Origin of the sequence: Paraburkholderia edwinii, assembly GCF_019428685.1 — a bacterium.
In the GTDB taxonomy this organism is placed as follows: Bacteria; Pseudomonadota; Gammaproteobacteria; order Burkholderiales; family Burkholderiaceae; genus Paraburkholderia; species Paraburkholderia edwinii.
The window spans coordinates 720,983-743,571 of record NZ_CP080096.1 but is presented as its reverse complement, the minus strand read 5'-3'; the positions used below and the strand labels follow the sequence as shown (position 1 = coordinate 743,571).

General features: G+C 63.5%; 23 protein-coding genes. 14 read left to right on the top strand and 9 right to left on the bottom strand.

All coding sequences use genetic code 11. The features are described 5' to 3' along the window. Positions 1-94: 94 nt before the first annotated feature. From KZJ38_RS25020 to KZJ38_RS25000, 5 genes are all read right to left on the bottom strand, one after another. Positions 95-967 carry a phosphoribulokinase gene (locus tag KZJ38_RS25020; protein ID WP_219802431.1) on the bottom strand — a complete coding sequence of 291 codons (873 nt, stop codon included), beginning with the start codon at positions 965-967 and terminating at the stop codon, positions 95-97. Between the two features lie 83 nt (positions 968-1,050). Next, a complete protein-coding gene (locus tag KZJ38_RS25015; RefSeq protein ID WP_219802429.1) occupies positions 1,051-2,169 on the bottom strand; it encodes a class 1 fructose-bisphosphatase in 1,119 nt (372 codons plus the stop codon). Positions 2,170-2,179: 10 nt separating this feature from the next. After that, positions 2,180-3,208 carry a CbbX protein gene (gene cbbX, locus KZJ38_RS25010; protein WP_219802428.1) on the bottom strand — a complete coding sequence of 343 codons (1,029 nt, stop codon included), beginning with the start codon at positions 3,206-3,208 and terminating at the stop codon, positions 2,180-2,182. Positions 3,209-3,266: 58 nt separating this feature from the next. Next, complete coding sequence (locus tag KZJ38_RS25005; protein WP_219802427.1) at positions 3,267-3,713, bottom strand: ribulose bisphosphate carboxylase small subunit; 447 nt, start codon at positions 3,711-3,713, stop codon at positions 3,267-3,269. A 91-nt stretch (positions 3,714-3,804) separates the two neighbouring features. Next, positions 3,805-5,310, bottom strand: a complete 1,506-nt coding sequence (locus KZJ38_RS25000) for a form I ribulose bisphosphate carboxylase large subunit (RefSeq protein WP_219802425.1) — start codon at positions 5,308-5,310, stop codon at positions 3,805-3,807. Positions 5,311-5,664: 354 nt separating this feature from the next. Here KZJ38_RS25000 and pqqA point away from each other — a divergent pair, with 354 nt between their 5' ends. The 3 genes from pqqA (at position 5,665) to KZJ38_RS24985 (ending at position 7,356) form a co-directional block, all read left to right on the top strand. Continuing rightward, the gene (gene pqqA, locus KZJ38_RS36940; protein ID WP_075161304.1) at positions 5,665-5,739 is read left to right on the top strand and encodes a pyrroloquinoline quinone precursor peptide PqqA; all 75 of its coding nucleotides are present in this window, start codon (positions 5,665-5,667) and stop codon (positions 5,737-5,739) included. Positions 5,740-5,923: 184 nt separating this feature from the next. Then, positions 5,924-6,541, top strand: coding sequence for a DUF447 domain-containing protein (locus KZJ38_RS24990; RefSeq protein WP_219802424.1), 618 nt, complete (start codon positions 5,924-5,926; stop codon positions 6,539-6,541). Positions 6,542-6,657: 116 nt separating this feature from the next. Continuing rightward, positions 6,658-7,356, top strand: coding sequence for a (5-formylfuran-3-yl)methyl phosphate synthase (locus KZJ38_RS24985; RefSeq protein WP_219802422.1), 699 nt, complete (start codon positions 6,658-6,660; stop codon positions 7,354-7,356). 74 nt (positions 7,357-7,430) lie between these two features. Here the strand turns inward: KZJ38_RS24985 and KZJ38_RS24980 are convergent, their stop codons facing one another. The 3 genes from KZJ38_RS24980 to KZJ38_RS24970 form a co-directional block, all read right to left on the bottom strand. Next, complete coding sequence (locus KZJ38_RS24980; protein WP_219802421.1) at positions 7,431-8,021, bottom strand: amino acid kinase family protein; 591 nt, start codon at positions 8,019-8,021, stop codon at positions 7,431-7,433. A 108-nt stretch (positions 8,022-8,129) separates the two neighbouring features. Continuing rightward, a complete protein-coding gene (locus tag KZJ38_RS24975; RefSeq protein WP_246641991.1) occupies positions 8,130-9,368 on the bottom strand; it encodes a hydantoinase/oxoprolinase family protein in 1,239 nt (412 codons plus the stop codon). Next, complete coding sequence (locus KZJ38_RS24970) at positions 9,365-10,465, bottom strand: ATP-grasp domain-containing protein (RefSeq protein WP_219802419.1); 1,101 nt, start codon at positions 10,463-10,465, stop codon at positions 9,365-9,367. The genes KZJ38_RS24975 and KZJ38_RS24970 overlap by 4 nt, the downstream gene beginning before the upstream one ends. A 13-nt stretch (positions 10,466-10,478) precedes the next feature. Between KZJ38_RS24970 and KZJ38_RS24965 the strand changes: the two genes are divergently transcribed. The 11 genes from KZJ38_RS24965 (at position 10,479) to KZJ38_RS24915 (ending at position 21,360) form a co-directional block, all read left to right on the top strand. Beyond that, positions 10,479-11,258: a HisA/HisF-related TIM barrel protein gene (locus tag KZJ38_RS24965; RefSeq protein WP_219802418.1), complete on the top strand. Its 780-nt coding sequence runs from the start codon at positions 10,479-10,481 to the stop codon at positions 11,256-11,258. Between the two features lie 226 nt (positions 11,259-11,484). Next, a complete protein-coding gene (locus tag KZJ38_RS24960; RefSeq protein ID WP_219802416.1) occupies positions 11,485-13,038 on the top strand; it encodes a molybdopterin-binding domain-containing protein in 1,554 nt (517 codons plus the stop codon). Continuing rightward, the gene (locus tag KZJ38_RS24955; protein WP_219802415.1) at positions 13,035-14,798 is read left to right on the top strand and encodes a formylmethanofuran dehydrogenase subunit A; all 1,764 of its coding nucleotides are present in this window, start codon (positions 13,035-13,037) and stop codon (positions 14,796-14,798) included. The genes KZJ38_RS24960 and KZJ38_RS24955 overlap by 4 nt, the downstream gene beginning before the upstream one ends. 20 nt (positions 14,799-14,818) lie before the next feature. After that, positions 14,819-15,748 carry a formylmethanofuran--tetrahydromethanopterin N-formyltransferase gene (gene fhcD, locus KZJ38_RS24950; RefSeq protein ID WP_219802413.1) on the top strand — a complete coding sequence of 310 codons (930 nt, stop codon included), beginning with the start codon at positions 14,819-14,821 and terminating at the stop codon, positions 15,746-15,748. Next, positions 15,745-16,641, top strand: coding sequence for a formylmethanofuran dehydrogenase subunit C (locus KZJ38_RS24945; RefSeq protein WP_219802412.1), 897 nt, complete (start codon positions 15,745-15,747; stop codon positions 16,639-16,641). The genes fhcD and KZJ38_RS24945 overlap by 4 nt, the downstream gene beginning before the upstream one ends. 69 nt (positions 16,642-16,710) lie before the next feature. Then, positions 16,711-17,280 (top strand): cytochrome b, encoded by a 570-nt coding sequence (locus tag KZJ38_RS24940; RefSeq protein ID WP_219802410.1) that lies wholly within the window; start codon positions 16,711-16,713, stop codon positions 17,278-17,280. A gap of 52 nt (positions 17,281-17,332) precedes the next feature. Continuing rightward, positions 17,333-18,253, top strand: a complete 921-nt coding sequence (pqqB, locus tag KZJ38_RS24935; RefSeq protein ID WP_219802408.1) for a pyrroloquinoline quinone biosynthesis protein PqqB — start codon at positions 17,333-17,335, stop codon at positions 18,251-18,253. Positions 18,254-18,324: 71 nt separating this feature from the next. Beyond that, entirely contained in the window at positions 18,325-19,074 is a 750-nt protein-coding gene (gene pqqC, locus KZJ38_RS24930) for a pyrroloquinoline-quinone synthase PqqC (RefSeq protein ID WP_246641990.1), read from the top strand. Then, on the top strand, positions 19,071-19,388 hold the full coding sequence (pqqD, locus tag KZJ38_RS24925) for a pyrroloquinoline quinone biosynthesis peptide chaperone PqqD (RefSeq protein WP_219802407.1): 318 nt from the start codon (positions 19,071-19,073) through the stop codon (positions 19,386-19,388). The genes pqqC and pqqD overlap by 4 nt, the downstream gene beginning before the upstream one ends. Then, on the top strand, positions 19,385-20,632 hold the full coding sequence (pqqE, locus tag KZJ38_RS24920) for a pyrroloquinoline quinone biosynthesis protein PqqE (RefSeq protein WP_219802405.1): 1,248 nt from the start codon (positions 19,385-19,387) through the stop codon (positions 20,630-20,632). The genes pqqD and pqqE overlap by 4 nt, the downstream gene beginning before the upstream one ends. Continuing rightward, entirely contained in the window at positions 20,629-21,360 is a 732-nt protein-coding gene (locus tag KZJ38_RS24915) for a response regulator (protein ID WP_246641989.1), read from the top strand. The genes pqqE and KZJ38_RS24915 overlap by 4 nt, the downstream gene beginning before the upstream one ends. Here KZJ38_RS24915 and KZJ38_RS24910 read toward each other — a convergent pair. After that, complete coding sequence (locus KZJ38_RS24910; protein ID WP_425518412.1) at positions 21,261-22,370, bottom strand: ATP-binding protein; 1,110 nt, start codon at positions 22,368-22,370, stop codon at positions 21,261-21,263. The two genes, KZJ38_RS24915 and KZJ38_RS24910, sit on opposite strands and share 100 nt — an antisense overlap. Positions 22,371-22,589 lie beyond the last annotated feature (219 nt).

Genomic DNA, 22,589 nt, shown 5'->3' with positions numbered 1-22,589 from the left:
GTGGTTAACAAAAAAGGCCGCTGCCCTCTTGGACAGCGGCCTTTGCAACGCCCTTTGTTTCCTTAGGCAAACTCCCTAAGCGAACACGCGCACCTCAAGCCCGCGCACACCGATCCCTCAACTGCAAAATCATCGGTGTAAAAATCAGCTGCATCGCAAGGCCCATCTTGCCGCCCGGCACCACGATCACATTCGGTCGCGACATAAACGAGTCATGCAGCATGGTGAGCAAATACGGGAAGTCGATCCCTTTAGGTCGCGCAAACCGGATCACCACAAAGCTTTCATCAGGCTGCGGAATCTCCCGCGCAGTAAATGGATTCGACGTATCCACCGTCGGCACGCGCTGAAAATTTACATGCGTGCGTGAAAACTGCGGACATATGTAATTCACATAGTCAGGCATGCGTCGCAGAATCGTATCGACGATCGCCTCATGCGAATAGCCGCGCATATTCTGATCGCGATGCAGTTTCTGTATCCACTCGAGATTGATGATCGGCACCACGCCCACCAGCAGATCCGCATGCTGCGCAACATCCACACTGTCCGTCACCGCCGCGCCGTGCAGTCCTTCGTAGAACAGCATATCGGTGTTCGACTCGATCTCTTCCCACGGCGTAAACGTGCCGGACGGCAACTTGAATTTCGCCGCATCCGTTTCGTCGTGCACATATCGGCGGAATTTCCCGGAGCCCGACTTCCCATAGCTCGCAAACAGCTGCTCAAGTTCCGCGAGCATGTTCGCATCGGGCCCGAAATGGCTAAAGTTATGCACACCATCGCGCTCGGCCTGCTTCAGCGCTTCGCGCATGCCGAGCCGGTCGTAGCGATGAAATGCGTCACCCTCCACAATCTGCGCATTGATCTTCTCGCGCCTGAAAATATGTTGAAAGCTCTTCATGACGGTAGTCGTGCCGGCGCCGCTCGATCCGGTCACCGCGATGATCGGGTGCTTGACTGACATACGCGCTTCTCCCTTTCGCTAATCGGTGTCGATAATCGGTGTCGATAAGCTTCGTCGATACACGGGCCCCGTCAATGCACGCCTTATACCGGCGCTTCCGGCAAGAACAGCGACCGTTCCCTGAAAAGCGGCGACGAAAACGGCCGGTCGGTGCCGAGATCGTGCTCGCGGTGATAGCGGCCGATGCGCGTCACTTCGTTCTTCGAGCCGAGTATCACCGGCACGCGCTCATGCAGGTCGCCAGGCACCACGTCGAGAATGCGCTCGCGCCCGGTGATCGCCGCGCCGCCCGCCTGTTCGATCAGAAAGCTCATCGGGTTCGCTTCGTAAAGCAGACGCAAACGGCCATGCGTCGTGCGCGGCGAGCGGAAATCGCGCGGATACATAAACACGCCGCCACGCATCAGAATGCGATGTACCTCAGCGACCATCGCCGCAATCCAACGCATATTGAAATCGCGCTCACGGCAGCCGCTCTTGCCGTCCTTGCATTCCTGCACATAGCGACGGATTGGCGGTTCCCAGAAGCGTTCGTTCGATGCGTTGATAGCGAACTCGTTCGTGTCTTCTGGAATGCGAATGTCCGAATGCGTGAGCACGAAGTTGCCGACGTCGCGCTCGAGCGTGAAGCCATGCGTGCCGTTGCCGATCGATAGAACAAGCATCGTCGCAGGGCCGTAGATCGCATAGCCCGCTGCAACCTGCTCGTGGCCGGGTCGCAAAAACGCGGTGCGATCAGCTGCCTTAGCGTTTCCGTTTGCATGAGCCTCGTCCTGCGGTGGCGCGCGCAACACCGAAAAAATCGAGCCCACCGCACCGTTGATATCGATGTTCGACGAGCCGTCGAGCGGATCGAACGCGAGCAGATACTCGCCGCGCGGGTAGCCCGGCGGTATCTGGTACACGTGCTCGATCTCCTCGGACACCATGCCCGCAAGCAAGCCGTCCCATTCGCAATGCTGCAGAAAGATATCGTTGGTCAGCACGTCGAGCTTCTTCTGCTCTTCGCCATGCACGTTCGCCGAGCGCGCCGAGCCGTAGTTGCCGTCGAGCGCGCCACGCGTGAGCGTCGCGGCAATCGTCTTGATCGACGCGGCAACGTCGATCAACAGTGCCGATAAACCGCTCGCGCGCCGCGGTGGACATTGCCTGTCGAGCGCGTCGATCAGAAACTTCGAGAGTGTCGTTCGTCCGTCTCGCATCGCACGCTCCTCAGGAAGCCGTGGGTTTGGCAACCGCCGCGCTTTCAGTCGCGGTTCCATGTTGCGGACCCGGAGAGAGCCGGTCGAAGACGCGGCTTGCGCGAATATCGCCCGCGGTGATCAGCGTGAGCGCTGCCGGATCGGCCGGTTGGGCGCCATCGAGCGCCGCTGCAAACAAACGGTTCGCCTGACGCAGCCGCGCGCGATCGATCGCGTTGCGCACCGAGCGCGCGTTCGCGAAGTTCGGCTGCTTGATGCGGCGATCCAGATAATCCTCGAACGAGCGGCGCGAGTCGCAATCGAAGCGGTAATGCATCGTGTCGAGCATCCGCTCGGCGATCGCGAGCAGCTCTTCCGGACCGTAATCGGGGAACGTGATGTGATGCGCGATCCGCGAGCGAAAGCCGGGGTTACTCTGGAAAAACGTGTCCATCCGCGAGGCGTAGCCGGCGAGTATCACCACCAGATCGTCGCGCTGGTTTTCCATCGCCTGCAGCAGGATCTCAATCGACTCCTGGCCGTAATCGCGCTCGTTTTCCGGGCGATACAGGTAATACGCCTCGTCGATAAACAGCACGCCGCCCATCGCGCGCTTCAACACGTCACGCGTTTTCGGCGCGGTATGGCCGATGTACTGGCCGACAAGATCGTCGCGCGTCACCGACACCAGGTGATTGCGCCGGATATAGCCAAGCCGGTGCAACACGTCGGCCATGCGCATCGCAACCGTCGTCTTGCCCGTGCCGGGGTTGCCGGAAAAGCACATATGCAGCGTCGGCGCGCCGGTCGCGATGCCGAGCGTGGCACGCGCACGCTCTACGAGCAACTGTGCCGCGATCTCGCGAATACGCGTCTTCACCGGAGCAAGGCCGACAAGATCGCGGTCGAGTTCGGTCAGCACGCCCGCGATGCCCGATTCGCGATACAGCGCGAGCAGGTTCACATGCGGTCCGTCAGGTGGCGATTCGGCGGGTGCATGCGGCGAATGTTGCGACAACGCCTCGCGGCGTGCCGGCAATTCAAGCGTATCGGCAGTCATGGTCGTCTCCGTTTCGATGGAATTCCGTACGGGGCGCCGTGTGCGAGGCCGGGGCAAATCACCAGCCTCGTGCGGCGTCGGCCTGCGCGTCTTTACGCGCATCGCCTGATGCATCGCTAGCGCGGCGCCTCAACGCATAGCGCTGCACACGTCCCTCGTTGTCCTGGCGTTCGAGCGAGTAAGTCGCTTCGTCGTCGGGCCGGTTCACCATGAACGACAGCCGCATCGTTTCGAAGCCGCGCACCGAGTCGAACGCATTGACCTTGATGTAGTGCTGCGGATAAGCGTCGCGGCACGCGGTCACTTCCTGCATGACACCCGCCGCATCGCGCAGATCGAACATCGGCAGCCCCCACATCTCCCAGTATGTGTTGCGCGGGTGCGGGTTGTCGGTGTATTCGACCGAACACGCCCAGCCTTGAGCCAGCGCATAGTCGATTTGCAGGCGGATTTCATCGTCGGTCAAATCAGGCAAAAAAGAAAACGTCCCTTGCGTGATACGCATGGCGGTACCCCTTCGTGCAGAACGCAATGATCAGGACGTTGCACGCTCGTTGCGCGTGCAACGGTCGGTGAGCCCAGGCTTAAGCTAAGGCTCAGGCGACGCTCGGCGTCACGGCAAAGTCCGGCGTGTCGGTCGATGCATAGTTAAACGTCACATCGCGCCACGTATCGAGCGCCTGCTTGAGCGGCAGACAATGACGCGCCGCTGCCTCAAGCAAATCCGGCCCTTCGTTCGCGAGATCGCGCCCTTCGTTGCGCGCCTTCACCATCGCTTCGAGCGCCACGCGATTTGCGGTCGCGCCGGCCTGGATGCCGGCCGGATGCCCGATCGTGCCGCCGCCGAATTGCAGAATCGCATCGTCGCCAAACAGGTCGAGCAGCTGATGCATCTGCCCCGCGTGAATCCCGCCCGACGCGACCGGCATCACTTTGCGCAAGCCGGCCCACGGTTGATCGAAGAAAATGCCGCGCGACAGGTCGACGGGGTTGTGCGCTTCGCGCAGCACGTTGTAATAACCCTGCACCGACAGCGGATCGCCTTCGAGCTTGCCGACTGCCGTGCCTGCATGCGCGTGATCGACGCCCGCCATACGCAGCCACTTGGCGATCACGCGAAACGAAATGCCGTGATTGCGCTGCCGCGTGTACGTGCCGTGCCCTGCGCGATGCAAATGCAGAATCATGTCGTTCTTGCGCGCCCAGCGCGCCATCGACTGGATCGCGGTCCAGCCGATCACGAGGTCGATCATCACAATGCACGAGCCGAGTTGTTTAGCGAATTCCGCGCGCTCGTACATGTCCTCCATCGTCGCCGCTGTCACGTTCAGGTAATGGCCTTTCACCTCGCCGGTTTCCGCCTGTGCGCGATTCACCGCTTCCATCGAGAACAGATACCGGTCGCGCCAATGCATAAACGCTTGCGAGTTGATGTTTTCGTCATCTTTGAGGAAATCGAGTCCGCCTTTAAGCCCTTCGTAAACGACGCGTCCGTAGTTTTTGCCGGAAAGTCCAAGCTTCGGCTTCACTGTCGCGCCCAGCAGCGGCCGCCCATATTTGTCGAGACGTTCACGCTCCACAACGATGCCCGTCGCGGGACCATGAAAAGTTTTCAGATACGCGACCGGAATGCGCATGTCCTCAAGCCGTAATGCCTTCAAAGGCTTGAAGCCGAAAACATTGCCGATGATCGATGCAGTCAGATTGGCCACCGAACCTTCTTCGAAGAGGTCCAGCTCGTAAGCGATATACGCGAAGTATTGCGGCTCGCTATTGCCAGGACCCGAGCCAGCACCCGAGCCCGGCACCGGATCGACGCGATACGCTTTGGCGCGATACATGTCGCACGCAGTGAGGCGATCGGTCCACACCACGGTCCAGGTCGCCGTCGACGATTCGCCTGCCACTGCCGCCGCCGCTTCTTCGGGCTCGACGCCCGGTTGCGGCGTGATGCGGAACAGCGCGATCACGTCCGTCTCTTTCGGCTCGTAATCGGGCTGCCAATAGCCCATCTCGCGATACTTGAGCACGCCCGCGTCGTAGCGCGAACGCCGTGTCGGCGTATCGGCGGGCGCGATCGCTGCCTGGCTGAAATCGTTCATCGGTGTCCTCCTGTCGTAGGCTTGCGGCAAGCTTGCTGCCATGGAGGTCAATGTAGGCGTGACGCGCGTCGAAGTGAATTCACGATTTTCTTGCGCGGCCTTAAGTGATGCGTTAAGACAGGTGACGATGCAACCAAATGCGCTCACAATCAGTGACGCGGCTTGTGCAACACTTTGCTGCGATGTCGCGACAGTAAGGCGTGTAAGCACAAACCCTGGATTGTTTGTAGTTGACTCGCACACAATCTATGCTTTGTGGCACGCACCTTGCGTCGTGACATGGGTCGACGCGATTAGCGCCTCACGAAAAGCGTTGGTCGCCAAGGCAACCGTCTTTTTCAAGGAGGGAAGACTATGCAGTGGACAACCCCAAGCTACACGGACATGCGTTTTGGCTTCGAAGTTACGATGTACATCGCGACCCGCTAAAACGCCGAACGCGCGGGGCTTCCTTCGGGCGGCCCCGCACTTCTGCTTCCGTTCATTTGTATTACCGCCGCACTTGCAGCCGCAGTACTCACCGCAGTACTCATGTTTCACCCCGCTTTTTACAGCGTTTTTCCACTAGCAGACCGCCGGTGTATGGCGCGTCGCACGACCAGCCTGGTTCGCCATGATTCACGAAACGATCATCACGACCGCGGCACGCGACGGCACCCCGCACATTGCGCCCATGGGCGTGCGCTTTGAAAACGGCCTTGCGATTCTCGCGCCGTTCCGGCCATCCACCACGCTCGACAACATCGTCGCCACCCAATCCGCGGTAATCAATTTCACGACTGACGTCAGGGTCTTTGCAGGCTGCGTGACCGGCACGCAACGCGATTGGCCCACAGCCAGCGTGAGCCACGTGCAGTCAGTACGGCTTGCGCAATCGCTCGCGCATACGGAACTGGCGCTTGCCGAAACACTCGACGACCCACAGCGCCCGACGCTGAAAATGCGCTGCGTGCACACGGAAACGCACGCGCCGTTCGGCGGCTTTAATCGCGCGCAATCGGCCGTGGTGGAAGGCGCGATTCTTGTTAGCCGTCTGTTTATGCTGCCGGCCGACAAGGTCGATCGCGAGATCGCCTATCTGCAGATTGCGATCGACAAGACCGCCGGACCTGATGAGCAAACCGCGTGGTCGTGGATTCTCGCGGCAATCGACCGGTATCGCGCGAACGCCGCGTCGAAAACCGGTGGTTCGCCCGATGATGCACCGCACACCATGCACGAAACACGTTGAAGCGCTTGTTCGATACGGCGGTGCGGCACGAGGAATGCGGCACTGCGCCATGTATCGAACAAGCGCATTCCGTTTGATTCAGGGAATATTCGCCACGCAACGTTTCGGAGATCTCGATGACTGCATTGCTAGCGAGCGTCCGCTCGGCCGAAGAAGCTTTCGATGCCGCGGAGGCAGGCGCCGAACTGATTGATCTGAAGGAACCCCATGGCGGCGCGCTTGGCCGCGTCGCGACGCACAAAGTCGCGCGTATCACGCGCGAATTGCGCGCGCGCTATCCAGTCAAGCCGATCAGCGCGACGATCGGCGATATGCCCGCCGATGCGTTCGACGAAATGGCGGCGCGCGTCATCGAGATCGGCGATGCCGGTGTCGACTATGTGAAGGTCGGCGTCACTGCGGGGCCGCATGCGCGCGCGTGTCTAACGCATCTTGCAGGGCTCCCGGCGCCGGTTTTGCCGGTACTGCTGTGCGATGGCGGCATCGATCCGCAGCTGGTCGAACATGCGATGAACCTCGGCTTTGCCGGGCTGGTGTTCGACACCGCTGTAAAAGACGGCCGCACGTTATTCGACTGTGTCGACGAGGCGACGCTCGCCGCGTGCATCGATACGATTCGTGCGAAGGGCGCGATGGTCGGAATCGCGGGCTCGCTCGGCTGGGCGCAATTGGACAAAATTCGCGCGCATGCGCCCGATGTGGCGGGTTTTCGTACGGCGCTATGTGAAAGTGGACGCACGACACGGCTCGATCCGCAGCGCGTCGCGCAATGGGCCGATGCGTTGCATCGGCATCCGCAGGCGCAGTACGCGTGATGTTCGTGGATGACAAACCCGGCGAGCTTCGCGCTCGCCGCTAACCGGCTGGCGGTAAACCCTTAGATCAAACCTTAAGCCGCCGGCGAATTCAACAACCGCTCCCGCATCAGACTCACATCGCCTTTGTTGAACAGCTCGACCACATAATTCGCGTCGTTCACGTAATCGACAAACCGCGCATCGAGCACGCCCTCCGACGCCAGCACTTCCAGCGACCGCCCCGAATCGACGTCGCACGACTTCACCACCATCAACCGCTCCGCGTTCAATGAGGTCGACAGCCACGCGGCGAGACTATCCGACGTCGTGTCCCAGTTCGACATCGCATTCGGCGTCGCCGTGAGCAGGCCGATCGGCATCCACACCGCGACCTTGCCGTTGCGCAGCGCGCGGCGAATCATGTCCTCGTTCGTCGCGAGCACGAGTTCGGGCAGCACGCCCTGCATCAGCAGCGCGTACTGCGTCATCGCCAGCAGGCACATGTTGTGTGCCGCCAGATCGCCGAACCGCCACTCTTTCTGATAGTCGCGAACCCGATCCGCGAAATCGCCGCCACCCGGCACGATTACGATGCGCCCTCCGCCGACTTCCCAAAGCTGCGTCAGCCAATCTCGCAGCGACGGGTCGTGACTCAGGCTGCCCCCGATTTTCACCACCCACATGTCTGTCCCTCGCTCTGTTCCGACTTTCACCGGCATCCGCGCTTGCCGTCCGCGGCCGGATGGTTACGGCATGTGTCGCTTGTGTCGTTCGACTGTCCCCTATATCCGCTACGCCGCACGCGCCGATTCGTCGCGAACTGCGTGCTTCGAATCGCTCTCGCGCTGTGTCTCGTCCATCGCCATCAATAACGCAACTGCGACGCTTGGCGCGCAGGTCGCAATCCATTCGTTCGGTTCGTGCGACGGCGTATGCGCGTCGGCACTCAGCTCGACTTCAGCATCCACGACCACGTCGGCGTCGGCGTCCGCATTGGCTTCCGCGCTCGAAGACTTCAGGCCACCCGCAAGCTCGCTGAAATCCACATAAGCGCGCGCCGTTTCGCACGCGAGCGCAACCACGAGAAACCGCCCGCATCCTGCGCCGACCAGCGGCGCATCCGCCAGCGCCGGATGCGCCGCGCACACTTGCGCGAGACCTTCGCCGATTGCACGCAGCTGCTCGAGCCGCCATGTCTGCGCAAACGCACGCCATTCGTCGACGTTCGCCTCGGCTGCGTCGCGGCCGATCATCCGCGCAAGTCGTGCGCAACTCGCATCGACAGTTTTCGGGCCGTTGTCGGCGCTTGCATGCTGGTCGTGCGGCGGCCATAGCTCGCCGGTCAGGCGGTAGATATCGGCGCTCGTCGCAAACCATTCGTTCATCACGCGCGTCGTCTCGCCGCGAAACGCAACACGATGCGCAATGCCGCACAGCGGCGTGCGCACGACACCTTGGTAAACGAGTTCGCCGCTGACGAGCCGCGTCGCATCGTTCGACCCGCGCGCCGCCACGCGCGCATCAACGATCGGTACGATATCGGTAGTCGTACTGCCGATGTCGATCAGCAGCGCGTTCGGCACTTGCGTAGCGACCCACTGTGAAGTGGCGAGCCAGTTCGCCGATGCAACTGCACGCCACCGTTCGACCGCATCGTCGGCCCGCAGCCAGCCGCGTTCGCCCGCGAAAAACCGCGTGTTTACACCCAGACGCGCGGCAAGCGTCTGCACCAGCACCAGCACGCCATGCTCGCGGTCCGAGAACAGATCGACCATTTCGCCGGTCATCGTTACCGCGTGGCGCGAGCGCGGCGCGCGAGACGCCGGCCAACGCGCGAACACGTCGTCGATCACGCGCTCGAGATGCACAAGCCCCTGCCACAGCGGACACGCCCACTGCGCGACATCGACAAGCGTCCCCGCGGCATCGACAACCGATACCTTCACATGCGCGCCGCCGACATCCCAGCCGAATACGGCATGCGGCATATCCGCCATGCCATTGCCATCGCCATCGCGCCGGCCGCTCATGGTGCGGTCCTGCCGACGAAAAGCGGCGCGGCCGCGCCGTGCTGCGATTGCAGCGCAGAACCCGTGCGCACGCCATGCGCCGCAAACACGTCGGCCGCGAGATTGCGTCCGAGCCGCGCGGACAAGCCGACGTATGCCATCGTCACGCGCGGATTCACTTCAATAACGATCGGCCCGCGGCCCGGATGCCACACGACATCGATCCCGACAAACCCGCGCAGCCCCGGCACCAACGCCGCTGTTCTGTGCGCAAGGGTTTCGAGCACCTGGCCTTCGGGACTGCGCCGATCGATCTGATCGATATCGACGCCGTCGAACTCAACGACGCGCCCCGCATGGCCGGCCGACGCCGCATCGGCCACGCCGATCCGTTGCCGGTTGATGCTGATCAGCCGCGCACCGTTCGCGCCGCAGATCAGCGACAGGCTCAACGCTTCACCGTCCACCCATTCCTGCAAGACCGGCCGATGCCCATTGGCGACGCGTGCGCAGTATGCGTCGCATGCTTCCGCGAGGTCGTCGTAGCGATAGGTATCGAGACCGCCCGCGCCGTCATCGGGTTTGACGACCCATGAGGTCGCGGCGCCGCTCGCACCAGCAGGCGCCGTCGAAGCGGCGGCATCGACATCGAGCGCGCCCGGGTCGAGCGCCGGCGTCGACGCAATCCCGTTCGCCGCGAGCAAAGCCGCCGTCGCACGCTTGCTGGACGCGATACTGATGGCCTCCGCGGTGCAGCCAAGCCAGCGGCTCGCCCCCACCGCTTCGGCGAGCTTCAGCATCAACCCGTCGCATTCCGGCGCCACAATCCACGCATAATCGTGGGCACGCGCAGCTCGCGCGACAAAATCCATCATCGGTTCGCCGGGCGCCGCGCAGTAATGCGGCAGCGGGCTGCGCGACGCCGCGGCCGCCTCGAAGCGCGAACTCGCGAAACTCACTTCGACGTTGTCGAGCGCGCGCGCATCGTGCACGATCGCATCGCGCATCGCGCGGCCTTCGACGATCAGCGCGCTCAAATCGGCGAGGCCGCTTTCGCCCGCAAGCTCGGGGTCGATGCCGCCGCCGGTGAGATACTCGTAGACAAACAGCCTGATCAAGGGACACTCTCCGATGCGGGTAATACCGGTTCTCGATCTGCTCGACGGACACGCGGTGCGCGCGGTGCGCGGCGACCGCGCGAACTACCGCCCTGTCCAGTCATCCCTTTGCGCGACGAGCGAACCACTTGCTGTCGCGCGTGCCCTGCTCGCCGCGAGCGGCGCCGACACGCTCTACGTCGCCGACCTCGGCGCGATCGTCGCGCAGCGCGCCGATACGTCGACGCTTGCCGCGCTGTGCGAAGGCCTCAATCTCCATCCGCCAGGCGCAACGGCTTCAACCGCCGGCCGCGTCCGGATCTGGCTCGACGCCGGCTTCGCCGACTACGCCTCGATGCACGCCCACCTCATGCGCATCGGCGCACCGCGCGGCAGCGCGCCCGGCGCGATCGTCCCCGTGTTCGGCTCGGAGACGCTTCGCACCCCTGACGCGCTGCGCGACGCCGAACGGGCCGGCTACGAGCCGATCCTGTCGCTCGACCGCCGCGCGGGGCGCCCGCTTCACCCAGCGGGCGTCACGTCCACCGTCGCACTGCACGACACGCCCGCCTTATGGCCCTCGCGCGTGATCGTCATGACGCTCGATCGCGTCGGCGCCTACGAAGGCCCCGACCTCGACACGTTCAACGCACTGCGCGAGCGCGCGGGCCACGAACACACGCTGATCGGTGCGGGCGGCATTCGCGATCGCCGCGATCTCGATGCCGCCGCGCAAAGCGGCGCACAGGCGTGGCTCGTCGGCTCGGCGCTGCACGACGGCATGCTCGCGGCGCCGCCGCACGCTGTCAGGTGAATCGCAAACACAATATCCATGCCAAGCGGTTGTACGCGCATAGACCGCAATCCAATCGCAAGGAAGGCGCGGCGCGGCTCGCGCGGGTGACACTGTGTTCCAGCGCGACGCACATACTGTGCTGCGTGCGCTGACTTGTCGTTGACCTTCTCGTTGACCTTTCCGTTGACCGTGTCGTTGGCCTCTCGCAGGGGCTTTACCGCACGCATCGCGGCACGCGATCGGCATGGAGCTTGCTGTATCGCGCGTCATGCACGATCCAACCTCCCCCGCGCCGACTGCCGGTCAGTCGGCCGCGCCTGCTGCGCGGCCGGCATCCGCGGCATCTGCTGCGTCTACGGCTGCGTCTGCATCTACCGCCGCGTCTGCCGAATCGGTCACGCGCGACTGGACCTGCCCCTTCTGCCCGCTGCTGTGCGACGACATCGAAGCCCGCGTCAGCGACGACGCGACGCTTGCCGCGCCCGCCACCGATTGCCCGCGTCTTGCCGACGCGCTCAAGCACTACGGCGCCGCCGATCGCAGCAGCGCGCCGTCAATCGACGGCCAGCCCGTCGCACTTGAGGATGCACTCGCGCAAACAGCCGATATCCTTGCGCGCGCACAGCGGCCGCTATTCGGCGCATGTGCGACCGACGTAGCGGGCGCGCGCGCGCTCTATACGCTTGCCGCCGCGTGCGGCGCGATGCTCGACACGCTGCACGGCGATGCATTGAGCGCGGCGACGCTCGCACTGCAAGACCGCGGCGCGTTCTTTACGACCTTGTCCGAAGTGCGCTCGCGTGCCGATCTGCTGATCGTGTTCGGTTGTTCGCCTTCGCAACGTCATCCGCGTTTTTATGAGCGCGCGTTGGCCGACACGGGCAGTCACGTCAGGCCGCGCACGATCTGCTTCGTCGGCTGCGACGTCGATCCAGCGGCGACCCACGCCGCGCAAGTGACCTGCGAATCGATCCTTGCCGACGCCACACCGCATGATCTGCTTGCGATATGGTCCGCAATCGCGGAAGGCCGCCACGCGAGTGTCTTTGAAATGGTCCCTGCGCAAACGCAAGCCCAAGCGCGAACTCAAGCGCAAGCGTCGCAGGCCTCGCAAGCCGCTAAGACCTCATCGATCGCACAGATTGCGGCACAACTCGCCGCCCTAAGCGAACGCATCGCGTCCGCGAGCTACACCGCGTTTATCTACGAGCCCGCGGCCCTGCCGCAGCCGCACGCCGCATTGCTGATCGAAGCGCTGCACCGCATCGTCAAAGCGATCAACCGAACGAGCCGTGCAGGCGCACTGACGCTCGGCGGCGCGGACGGCACGCTAACCGCGAATCAGACGGTCACGTGGCTTTCGGGCTTTCCGCTTCGCACACGCGTATCGCGCCCCGATCGGCCCGAAGGCACGCCGCCGCTCGAACACGACCCCTATCGCTATCGAACCGAACGCCTGCTCGACGCGCGCGAAGTCGACGTCTTGCTTTGGGTCACGAGCTTCGCACCGCATCCGCTGCCTGCCGCGCTCGATCCGCAAGTGCCGGCGATCGCACTCGGACCACCGGCTTTGGCGAACACCTTCGCGCAGGCAGCGTCAATCGCACCGCGCCGCGCACCGACCGTGTTTATTCCGGTCGCGACACCGGGCATTGATAGCGACGGCCATCTGTTCCGGCTCGACACGTCTGTGGTCACGCCATTGCACGCAGCGCGGCAAGGCGCAAATCTACGCACTGTCGCCGCCATCGCGGCTGATCTCGCCGAGCGCATCGCAAGCGCGAGGGGCCAATCATGAGCCTCACGCGTTTAACAGGCGGCATCCTCTACGACCCGGCCAACGGCGTGAACGGCGAGCGCCGTGACCTGTACTTCCGCGACGGCCGCATCATCGACGCGCCCGCCGGCGCCGCCGTGGACCACGACTACGACGCGCACGGCATGGTCGTGATGGCCGGCGGCATCGACCTGCATTCGCATATCGGCGGCGGCAAAACGAATCTCTCGCGCCTGCTATTGCCCGAAGACCATCGCGAAGACCGACCGCGCGACGCCGCCTATGAATCGGTGCGCGACGCCAACGGGCGCTATCTGCGCATGCCGTCGTGCGGCGTCTGCGCGCCGGGCACGCTCGCCACCGGCTACCGTTACGCGGAAATGGGCTATACGGCTGCGTTCGAGCCGGCCATGATCGCGTCGAACGCGCGCCATGCGCATCTCGAGATGGGCGACACGCCGATCATCGATCACGGCGCGTACGTGATGCTCGGCAACGACGAACTGTTTATGCAGATGCTCGCCGCGCATCAGGACTTCGAACGCTTGCGCGACTATGTCGGCTGGACCATGCATGCGAGCCGCGCGCTCGGCGTGAAGGTCGTGAACCCGGGCGGCATTTCGGCGTTCAAGTTCAACCAGCGCGCGCTCGACGTCGACGAAGCGCACGCGCATTACGGCATCACGCCGCGCGACATTCTGCGGACGCTGACGCGCGCGCTCACCGAGCTACGCGTCCCGCATCCGCTGCATGTGCATTCGAGCAATCTCGGCGTGCCCGGCAATATCGCCTCCACGATCGCGACCATGGACGCTGCCGACGGCCTGCCGATTCATCTGACGCATATCCAGTTTCACAGTTACGGCACCGAAGGTCCGCGCAAATTTTCGTCGGGCGCGCGCGCGATTGCGGAAGCGGTGAATGCACGGCCCAATGTCTCGATCGACGTCGGCCAGATCATTTTCGGCCAGACCGTCACCGCGTCCGGCGACACGATGATGCAGTTCAAAAACGCGCCGCTCGCGAACCCGCGCAAATGGATTCTGGGCGACATCGAATGCGATGCGGGCTGCGGCATCGTGCCGTTCCGTTACCGCGAGCAAAGCTATGTGAATGCGCTGCAATGGATCATCGGGCTGGAGATCTTCCTGCTCGTCGACGACCCGTGGCGCGTCTCGATGACCACCGACCATCCGAACGGCGCGCCGTTCACGAGCTATCCGCACCTCATCCGGCTGTTGATGGACAAGCCGTTTCGCGATGCGCAGCTCGAGAAACTGCATCCGGAGGCGAAAGTCGCGAGCGTGCTTGCGGAATTGAAGCGTGAGTTCTCGCTGTACGAGATCGCCATCATCACGCGCGCGGGTCCGGCACGGCTGCTCGGCCTTGCCGACCGCGGGCAGCTCGGCGCCGGCGCTGCCGCCGATATCGCCGTCTATCGCGACGATGCCGATCGCGAGCGCATGTTCACCTCGCCCGCCTATGTGTTCAAGGACGGCGAACTCGTCGCGCGCGACGGCAATCTCGTTTCGACGCCGACCGGCGGCATTCACTATGTCTCGCCTGAATTCGATCGCGGCATCGCGCAGACCGTGCGCGAATTCAGCGAAGCGAACCTCGTCGGCGGCTTCAGAAACGCGACGATCAGCGACGACGAAATCTGCGCGTGCTGCCGCGGTGGCCGCCTGCTGCCCGTCGAATGTTTTACGCATGGCGCCGCGCGCGCGGCCGCGCCATCGGGCTCGCCACCGGCGTCGTTATCGCCGGCCAAACGGTCTTAGCAAAAACAAGCGAGCGAACGATGCAGATCAACGGCACCCTGATCGACGACACGTTTGCGGAAGCCTTCCCGATGAAGGCGACGCGGCTCGTCATCACCGCGCATACGCCCGCGTGGGCACGCGCGGCGGCGCAGTCGCTGTCGGGCTTTGCGACGTCGGTAATCGATTGCGGTTGCGAAGCGGGTATCGAGCGTGAGATCGACACAGCCGACACGCCCGACGGGCGGCCCGGTATCGCCGTGCTGATGTTCGCGGTGTCGTCGAAGGAACTTGCGAAGCAAATCATGCGGCGCGTCGGCCAATGCGTGCTGACATGCCCGACCACTGCCGTCTATAGCGGCATCGATCCGCAAACGAGCCGCGCGCCGCTGTCCGACCTCGCGCCGCTCGGCGGCGCGCTGCGCTTTTTCGGCGACGGCTGGCAGATTGCGAAGATGCTCGGCGACACGCGCTACTGGCGCGTGCCCGTGATGGACGGCGAATTCGTCGCTGAAGAATCGGCGGTAACGGTCAAGGCGGTCGGCGGCGGCAACCTTCTGCTGCTCGCGCGCGATACCGATCATGCGCTCGCCGCCGCCGAAGCCGCGGTTGCCGCAATGCATCAATTGCCGAATGTGATTACGCCGTTTCCGGGCGGCGTCGTGCGTTCGGGTTCGAAGATCGGGTCGAAATATGCGGGCGCGGTGGCGTCCACCAACGATCCGTTCTGCCCGACGCTGATCGGCGTGGCGAAGCGCACCGAGCTCACGGCCGAAGTGGGATGCGTGCTCGAAATCGTGATCGACGGGCTGACCGACGCCGACGTCGGCGCAGCGATGACGGCGGGGATGGCGGCCGCCTCGAACGCGGGCGGCGTACTGCGCATTTCAGCGGGGAATTACGGCGGCAAGCTCGGGCCGTATCACTTCCATTTGCGCGAGCTCGCGGCGTCGATCGGGAGCAAGCCATGAGCACGACGACGACGCTGCGCGTGAAAGCCGCGCCCGGTTTTCGCGTCGACGGTTCGGCGTTATTGCCGGTCGCGCTCGCAACTCAATCGTCCGACGAGGTGGCGCGCACCGTGCTGCACGCAGGCAACGTGACATGCGCGGCCGGCGACCTGTTCGACGTGTCGCGCAGCGACAGTGTTGAAGACGATCAGCCTGCGTTGGTTATCGAAGGCGATGCGCCGTGGCTAGACCGCGTCGGCGCGCATCTTGCCGAAGGTCGCCTGCGTGCGACAGGCGCCACAGGTGACTACGCAGGCTTCCGCATGACCGGCGGCGCATTGCAGATAGGCGGCAACGCGGGCGTGTTTACCGGCTGCGAGATGCGCGGCGGCCAACTGACGGTGGCCGGCAACACCGGCGATTTTGCTGCCGGCGCGTTGCCTGGCGACATCGAAGGCATGACAGGCGGCACGCTCGCCATAGCCGGCCATGCGGGCGCACGCCTCGGCGACAGAATGCGGCGCGGCTTTGTTCTGGTCGGCGGCGACGCGGGAGATTTTGCCGCCTCACGTCTAGTTGCCGGAACAATTTGCGTAGCAGGACGTATCGGTGCTCACCATGCGTACGGAATGCGGCGCGGCACGCTGTTGCTGCTACGCGAGCCCGAGCATGTACCGCCCACGTTCACCGAAGGCGGCCGCGGCTTCGATGTGTTCTGGCAGCTGTTCGTGCGCGCACTGGCTGCGTTACGCGAACCGTTTGCGGCAACAGGCGCCGCATCGGGAAACGCCGCACTCGCACCGTTTTTTACGCTCGATTCGCGCACGCTGCCGCGCCGCCTGTCGGGCGACCTCGCCGTGGACGGACGCGGGGAATTGCTGATCGCACACACGGGCAGCGAGGGTGCACACTGAGGAATGAACCCAGGCGCCCTGCAGTGTGCCCAAGTAGTCAAGAACAAAGCTATACCGCTGGGAGCAAAAATGAACGCAACGCATACGAGCGAGGCGACACGCACGGACCGCGCCGCAAGCGAACCACGCTACTCGCGGCCGCTCATCGCGCTGCACTGGCTGATCGGCATTGCCATCATCGCCATGATCGCGATCGGGCTTTATATGGTCGGCTTGCCGCGCGGTCTGCCCTTCAAGGCATCGCTGATCAACTTTCACAAGTCGCTTGGCTTGACGATTTTCCTGCTTGTGCTGTTACGCATCGTGGTCCGTACGGTCTACGGCAGGCCGCCGCTGCCGCCGATGCGAGCGTGGCAACGCGCCGCCGCGCGCGCAACGCAGGGTCTTTTATACGTCGCAATGGTGGTGATGCCGGTGACCGGCTATCTCGGCTCGTCGTTCAACACATACGGCACCCGTTTCTGGGGCATTTTGCTGCCGAAGTGGGGTTGGGACGACAAAGGGCTGCGCCACTTCTGGTTCACGATTCATGAGATCAGCGCGTGGATTCTGATCGCGCTAATCGTGTTGCATATCGCGGGTGCACTCAAGCATCAGCTAGTCGACAAAGACGGACTGATGCGGAGAATGCTACCTTGATAGGTATGACGTTTGCAGCTGGTTGAAGACACAACGAACGGCGGAAAGCGGAATGAAAATCAGGGTTCTCGGTTCATCGGCGGGTGGTGGTTTTCCGCAATGGAATTGCAATTGCGGCAATTGCAGCGGCGTACGCAATGGCACGATCGCGGCAGAGCCGCGCACGCAGTCGTCGCTGGCCGTCAGCGTCGATGGCGTGTCGTGGCTGTTGATCAATGCATCGCCCGACATCCTCGCCCAACTCGCGGCGAACCCTGAACTGCAGCCTGCGCGTCAGGCGCGCGATACCGGCATCGCCGCGGTGCTGCTGATGGATGCGCAGATCGATCACGTCACGGGTCTGCTGATGCTGCGCGAAAACAGCGCGCGGCTGCCGATCTATGCAACGGATGCCGTGTGGCAGGACCTGTCGACTGGCTTTCCGGTCACACAGATTTTGTCGCACTACTGCGGCGTCACACGGCATACGATCGCGCTCGACGACGCGCCGCTCGAAATTCCCGCTCTGCCCGGCGTGCGCATTGAAGCGCTGCCGCTGTCGAGCAAAGCGCCGCCCTACTCGCCGCATCGCAACGCGCCGGAGCGCGGCGACAACATCGGCCTGCTGCTCACGGCCACCGATTCCGGTAAGCGCGCGTTCTATGCGCCGGGTCTCGGCGCGCTCGAACCGCACATACGCGATGCGATGCGCCGCGCGGACCTCCTGCTCGTGGACGGCACGATGTGGACCGACGACGAGATGATCCGCCTGGGTCTGTCGAAGAAAACCGCGGCCGATATGGGTCATCTCGCGCAATCCGGTCCGGGCGGCATGATCGATGTGCTCGACGGGCTCGATCGCCCCGGCGCGCGCAAGGTGCTGATCCATATCAACAACACGAACCCAATTCTGGTCGACAACGGACCCGAGCGCCGCACGCTGACGCAGCACGGCATCGAAGTGGCCCGCGACGGCATGACGTTCGAACTTTGATTTTTGAACCGGTGACTTTGATAGACGAGACGGCGCAAGCGCCGTCGAACACGACACAAAGGAACGCTTCGATGAACAGTACGAGCGCGACACGCGCACCCGAACCACCCGCAACATCACTGGCACCCGATGCCGGCGCCGCATGGAGCCGCGAGGAGTTCGAAGCACAGTTGCGCGCGAAAGGCCGCGCGTATCACATCCATCATCCGTTCAACGTGAAGATGAATAGCGGCGGTTGCTCGCGCGAGCAGATTCGCGGCTGGGTGGCGAACCGCTTCTACTACCAGATCAATATTCCGCTCAAGGACGCGGCGATTCTGTCGAACTGCCCGGACCGCGAAACGCGCCGCCGCTGGGTGTTGCGCATTCTCGATCATGACGGCTATGGCGACGACGAAGGCGGCATCGAAACCTGGGCCCGTTTAGGCGACGCTGTCGGTCTGTCGCGCGATGAATTGTGGTCGCTCAAACATGTGGTGCCGGGCGTGCGCTTCGCGGTCGACGCGTACGTGAACTTCGCGCGCCGCGCGCCGTGGCAGGAAGCGGTGTGTTCGTCGCTCACCGAGATTTTCGCGCCGCAGATCCATAAAGACCGTCTGTCGACGTGGCCGACGCATTACCCGTGGATCGAATCGCCGGGCCTCAATTACTTCCGTTCGCGCATTTCGCTGGCGCAGCGTGATGTCGAACATGGGCTCGCCGTCACACTCGACTATTTCCGCACGCGCGAGCAGCAGGAGCGCGCGCTCGAGATTCTGCAATTCAAGCTCGACATTCTGTGGACCATGCTGGACGCAATCGAAAAGGCCTTTCCGACATGAGCGAAACGAACGATCCAAACTCCGCTTCGAATTCCGGCGCACCGCTCGATACGGCCGCGCGGCCCAAACTGAACAAGCTGTTTCGCATGCAGTGGGAGCCGGCCCAGGATGCGCACGTATTGCTCTATCCAGAAGGTATGGTGAAACTGAACCAGAGCGCCGCGGAAATTCTCAAGCGCTGCGACGGCGCACACGACGTCGCGGCGATCGTCGGCGACCTTGAACGCAGCTTTAACGCGACCGGCATCGCGCCCGAAGTGGAGGCGTTTATCGCCCATGCCTTCGCGCGCGGCTGGCTGGAGCACTCAGCATGACTGATCTTTCGGTTGCGGCGCAGCATGCGCCCGAGCACACCGCGCGGTCCGGCATTGCGCCGCCGCTGTGGCTGCTCGCGGAGTTGACGTACCGCTGCCCGCTGCACTGCGCGTTCTGCTACAACCCGGTGAATTACACCGCGCAGCAGAACGAGCTCACTACGGAGGAATGGCTGCGCGTGCTGCGCGAAGCGCGCGCGCTCGGCGCCGCGCAGCTCGGTTTTTCGGGCGGCGAGCCGCTGATGCGCGACGACCTCGAAGAACTCGTCGCCGAAGCACGCAAGCTCGGTTACTACACGAACCTGATCACGTCCGGCGTCGGTCTGACCGACAAGCGTCTCGGCGTATTGAAGGAAAACGGCCTCGACCATATCCAGCTGTCGTTTCAGGACTCGACGCAGGAACTCAACGACTTTCTCAGCAGCACGCGCACGTTCGACCTGAAAAACCGCGTCGCACGCTCGATCAAGGCGCATGGCTTTCCGATGGTGCTCAACTGCGTGCTGCACCGCTACAACCTGCCGCACGTCGACAAGATCATCGATATGGCGCTTGCGATGGGCGCCGAATATCTCGAACTCGCGAATACGCAGTATTACGGCTGGGCGCATACGAATCGCGCACAGCTGATGCCGACGGCTGAGCAACTGCAGGAAGCGGAAGCGGTCGTCGAGCGGTACCGCAAGGAAATCGGCAACCGCTGCAAGATCTTCTTTGTCGTGCCTGACTACTATGAAACACGGCCGAAGCGCTGCATGAACGGCTGGGGTTCGGTGTTTCTCGGCGTCGCGCCGGACGGCGCCGCGCTGCCATGTCATTCGGCGCGCTCGCTGCCGGGGCTCACGTTCCCGAATGTGCGCGAGATGTCGATGGCGGACGTCTGGTACGAGAGCGACGCGTTCAACCGCTTTCGCGGCTTCGACTGGATGAAGGAGCCGTGCCGCAGTTGCGAAGAGAAAACGCGCGACCTCGGCGGCTGCCGCTGCCAGGCGTATCTGCTCACGCATGACGCGGCAAATGCGGACCCTGTATGCGACAAGTCCCCGCATCACGAATCGGTCGTGCGGGTGGTGCGCGAGGCGGCGCAGCGCGGCGCCGCGCTTGCGCCTGATGAGCAGCCGGTTGTTTTCCGCAATGACGCGAATTCGCGACGGCTCAGTGGCGAGCCTTCAACGTCGCAGCCGCCCACGGCCGCAACCGCAACCGCAACCCATAAAAGCAACGATCAGGGAGCGCGCAGATGACCACCACCGATATCTCCGTGTTGCTCGTCGACGATCACGCCGTCGTGCGTGAAGGCTATCGACGTCTGCTCGAATTGAGCCCCGACGTACGCGTTGCCGGCGAAGCGGGCGATGCGGCCCAGGCGTATCAGCGCTTCTGCGCACTGCAACCGGATGTGGTGGTGATGGATCTCGCGCTGCCCGGCGCGAGCGGCATCGAAGCGATGCGCCGCATGCTCGCGCGCACGCCCGATGCACGCGTGCTGATTTTCAGCGTGCACGAAGAAAGCCTCTTTGTGCGCCGCGCACTCGACGCCGGCGCGAGCGGCTATGTGACTAAGGCGAGCGCACCGGATGTGCTCGTCGAAGCGGTGCGCGCGGTCGCGCGCCGCGTGCGTTATCTGAGCACCGACGTGTCGCAAACGCTCGCGATGCGCACGATGTTCAACGAAGGGCCGCCGGGACGCCAGCTTTCGGCGCGCGAATTCGAGGTGCTGCGGCTGCTCGTGCAAGGCTTTACGCTGCCGGTGATCGCAGAGCGGCTCGGGCTCAGCCAGAAGACCGTGGCGAACCATCAATCGGCGATTCGTCAGAAGTTCGGTGCGAACAATGGCGTGCAGCTCGCGCAGATGGCAAGCCGGCTTGGACTTCAGTTCTCCGACCTGACGGCGCCGGGCGGCGCGGTGGGTTCATCGCTTGGGTCGGCGCTTGGAGCCCCATTAGGGTCGCCATTAGGATCGGCGCTCTGATCGCGGCTACGCGGCGCGCCGTTCGGTTCAGACGCGCCCGCCTGAATCGGTAGACGCGCACACAACATAAACCCGTCTCCGGGTTGGCTCGCGATATGAAACTCGCCGCCGAGCGATTCGACGCGCTCACGCATGCCGACCAACCCCAGCCCCGCGCGCGGCTGCTGCAAATCGATACCCGGGCCATTGTCGGCAATCGTCACGACGATCTCGCCGTGCCGCTCACCGTCGGCCGGCGTGCGGACCAGGTAAATCTCCACGCGCGATTCGCGCGCGAACTTCGACACGTTTGTCAAAGCTTCCTGGACGAGCCGGTAGAGGGTGATATTCAACGCATCAGCGAGGCCCGTGAAATCGCCATCGGCCGCCAGCGCGAACGACGCATGCGGCAAGCGCTCGCGCCAGCCGTCGACGCAATGCTCGAGCGCACTGAGCAAACCGAGCTCGTCGAGGCCGATCGGGCGCAGCCTGCGAATCATCCCGCCGATCTGCCGATAGACGAAGTTCGCGCTCTGCATCACCGCTAGCGACGCATGGTGAATTTCCGGCTCACGCGCCGCGGATAAATCGCGGATGCGCGCCGCATCGAGCGTGATCGCGTTCAGATACTGACCGAGTTCGTCGTGCAACTCGCGCGCGAGATGCCGGCGCTCCGTTTCCTGCGCCTCGATCGCCTGGCTTCCGAGCCGCCGGTTCTCGGCGAGCAGCCGCTCGGCCTGTTCTTCGAGCATCTTCCGATGCTTCAATTCCCGCTGCGATTCGCGGTAGCGGCGCCACGCGAACCACGTGAGGCCCGCCGCCAGCACGGAAACCGTAACCGGCAATTCGTCGAGCTGGAAACGCTCGGCGCTGCGCGTCCAGCGATAGGCGAGCTCGCTGACGTCGAACATCGAGCACAGCACCGCAGTAACGAGCGTCAGCACGAGCACGCAGGCGAAATCGCGCCACGTAGCGGAGCGGAACGAGGACGACCTTGACACGTCTGAGCGAACCATTTTCACGGGATGCATCGCTGTGTCGGGTGGGTTCAGAAACGCATTCTACTCATCGAACGGGTGGCCCGCGCATCGGAATCCTGACGTTCAGGAAGGGTTCCTGAAAGTTTCGGGAAATCCTCCCGGGTGCATTTGCGCACGCCTGTGCGACGCTTGAAGCATGCGAAGCACGGTGCATGCACCGATGCATATCGATGCGGGCACAACCGGTTTCTATCGCCTGCATACAAGAAA

What these genes read in the sequence shown, in the direction of transcription:
- pqqC (WP_246641990.1), top strand. Translation starts at nt 18,325, where the DNA reads ATGAACAGTACGAGCGCGACACGCGCACCCGAACCACCCGCAACATCA.
- pqqD (WP_219802407.1), top strand. Translation starts at nt 19,071, where the DNA reads ATGAGCGAAACGAACGATCCAAACTCCGCTTCGAATTCCGGCGCACCG.
- KZJ38_RS24955 (WP_219802415.1), top strand. Translation starts at nt 13,035, where the DNA reads ATGAGCCTCACGCGTTTAACAGGCGGCATCCTCTACGACCCGGCCAAC.
- KZJ38_RS24960 (WP_219802416.1), top strand. Translation starts at nt 11,485, where the DNA reads ATGGAGCTTGCTGTATCGCGCGTCATGCACGATCCAACCTCCCCCGCG.
- KZJ38_RS24910 (WP_425518412.1), bottom strand. Translation starts at nt 22,370, where the DNA reads ATGCATCCCGTGAAAATGGTTCGCTCAGACGTGTCAAGGTCGTCCTCG.
- KZJ38_RS25005 (WP_219802427.1), bottom strand. Translation starts at nt 3,713, where the DNA reads ATGCGTATCACGCAAGGGACGTTTTCTTTTTTGCCTGATTTGACCGAC.
- pqqB (WP_219802408.1), top strand. Translation starts at nt 17,333, where the DNA reads ATGAAAATCAGGGTTCTCGGTTCATCGGCGGGTGGTGGTTTTCCGCAA.
- cbbX (WP_219802428.1), bottom strand. Translation starts at nt 3,208, where the DNA reads ATGACTGCCGATACGCTTGAATTGCCGGCACGCCGCGAGGCGTTGTCG.
- KZJ38_RS25020 (WP_219802431.1), bottom strand. Translation starts at nt 967, where the DNA reads ATGTCAGTCAAGCACCCGATCATCGCGGTGACCGGATCGAGCGGCGCC.
- KZJ38_RS25015 (WP_219802429.1), bottom strand. Translation starts at nt 2,169, where the DNA reads ATGCGAGACGGACGAACGACACTCTCGAAGTTTCTGATCGACGCGCTC.
- KZJ38_RS24965 (WP_219802418.1), top strand. Translation starts at nt 10,479, where the DNA reads ATGCGGGTAATACCGGTTCTCGATCTGCTCGACGGACACGCGGTGCGC.
- KZJ38_RS24945 (WP_219802412.1), top strand. Translation starts at nt 15,745, where the DNA reads ATGAGCACGACGACGACGCTGCGCGTGAAAGCCGCGCCCGGTTTTCGC.
- KZJ38_RS24915 (WP_246641989.1), top strand. Translation starts at nt 20,629, where the DNA reads ATGACCACCACCGATATCTCCGTGTTGCTCGTCGACGATCACGCCGTC.
- fhcD (WP_219802413.1), top strand. Translation starts at nt 14,819, where the DNA reads ATGCAGATCAACGGCACCCTGATCGACGACACGTTTGCGGAAGCCTTC.
- pqqE (WP_219802405.1), top strand. Translation starts at nt 19,385, where the DNA reads ATGACTGATCTTTCGGTTGCGGCGCAGCATGCGCCCGAGCACACCGCG.
- KZJ38_RS24990 (WP_219802424.1), top strand. Translation starts at nt 5,924, where the DNA reads ATGATTCACGAAACGATCATCACGACCGCGGCACGCGACGGCACCCCG.
- KZJ38_RS24985 (WP_219802422.1), top strand. Translation starts at nt 6,658, where the DNA reads ATGACTGCATTGCTAGCGAGCGTCCGCTCGGCCGAAGAAGCTTTCGAT.
- KZJ38_RS24940 (WP_219802410.1), top strand. Translation starts at nt 16,711, where the DNA reads ATGAACGCAACGCATACGAGCGAGGCGACACGCACGGACCGCGCCGCA.
- KZJ38_RS24980 (WP_219802421.1), bottom strand. Translation starts at nt 8,021, where the DNA reads ATGTGGGTGGTGAAAATCGGGGGCAGCCTGAGTCACGACCCGTCGCTG.
- KZJ38_RS24975 (WP_246641991.1), bottom strand. Translation starts at nt 9,368, where the DNA reads ATGAGCGGCCGGCGCGATGGCGATGGCAATGGCATGGCGGATATGCCG.
- KZJ38_RS25000 (WP_219802425.1), bottom strand. Translation starts at nt 5,310, where the DNA reads ATGAACGATTTCAGCCAGGCAGCGATCGCGCCCGCCGATACGCCGACA.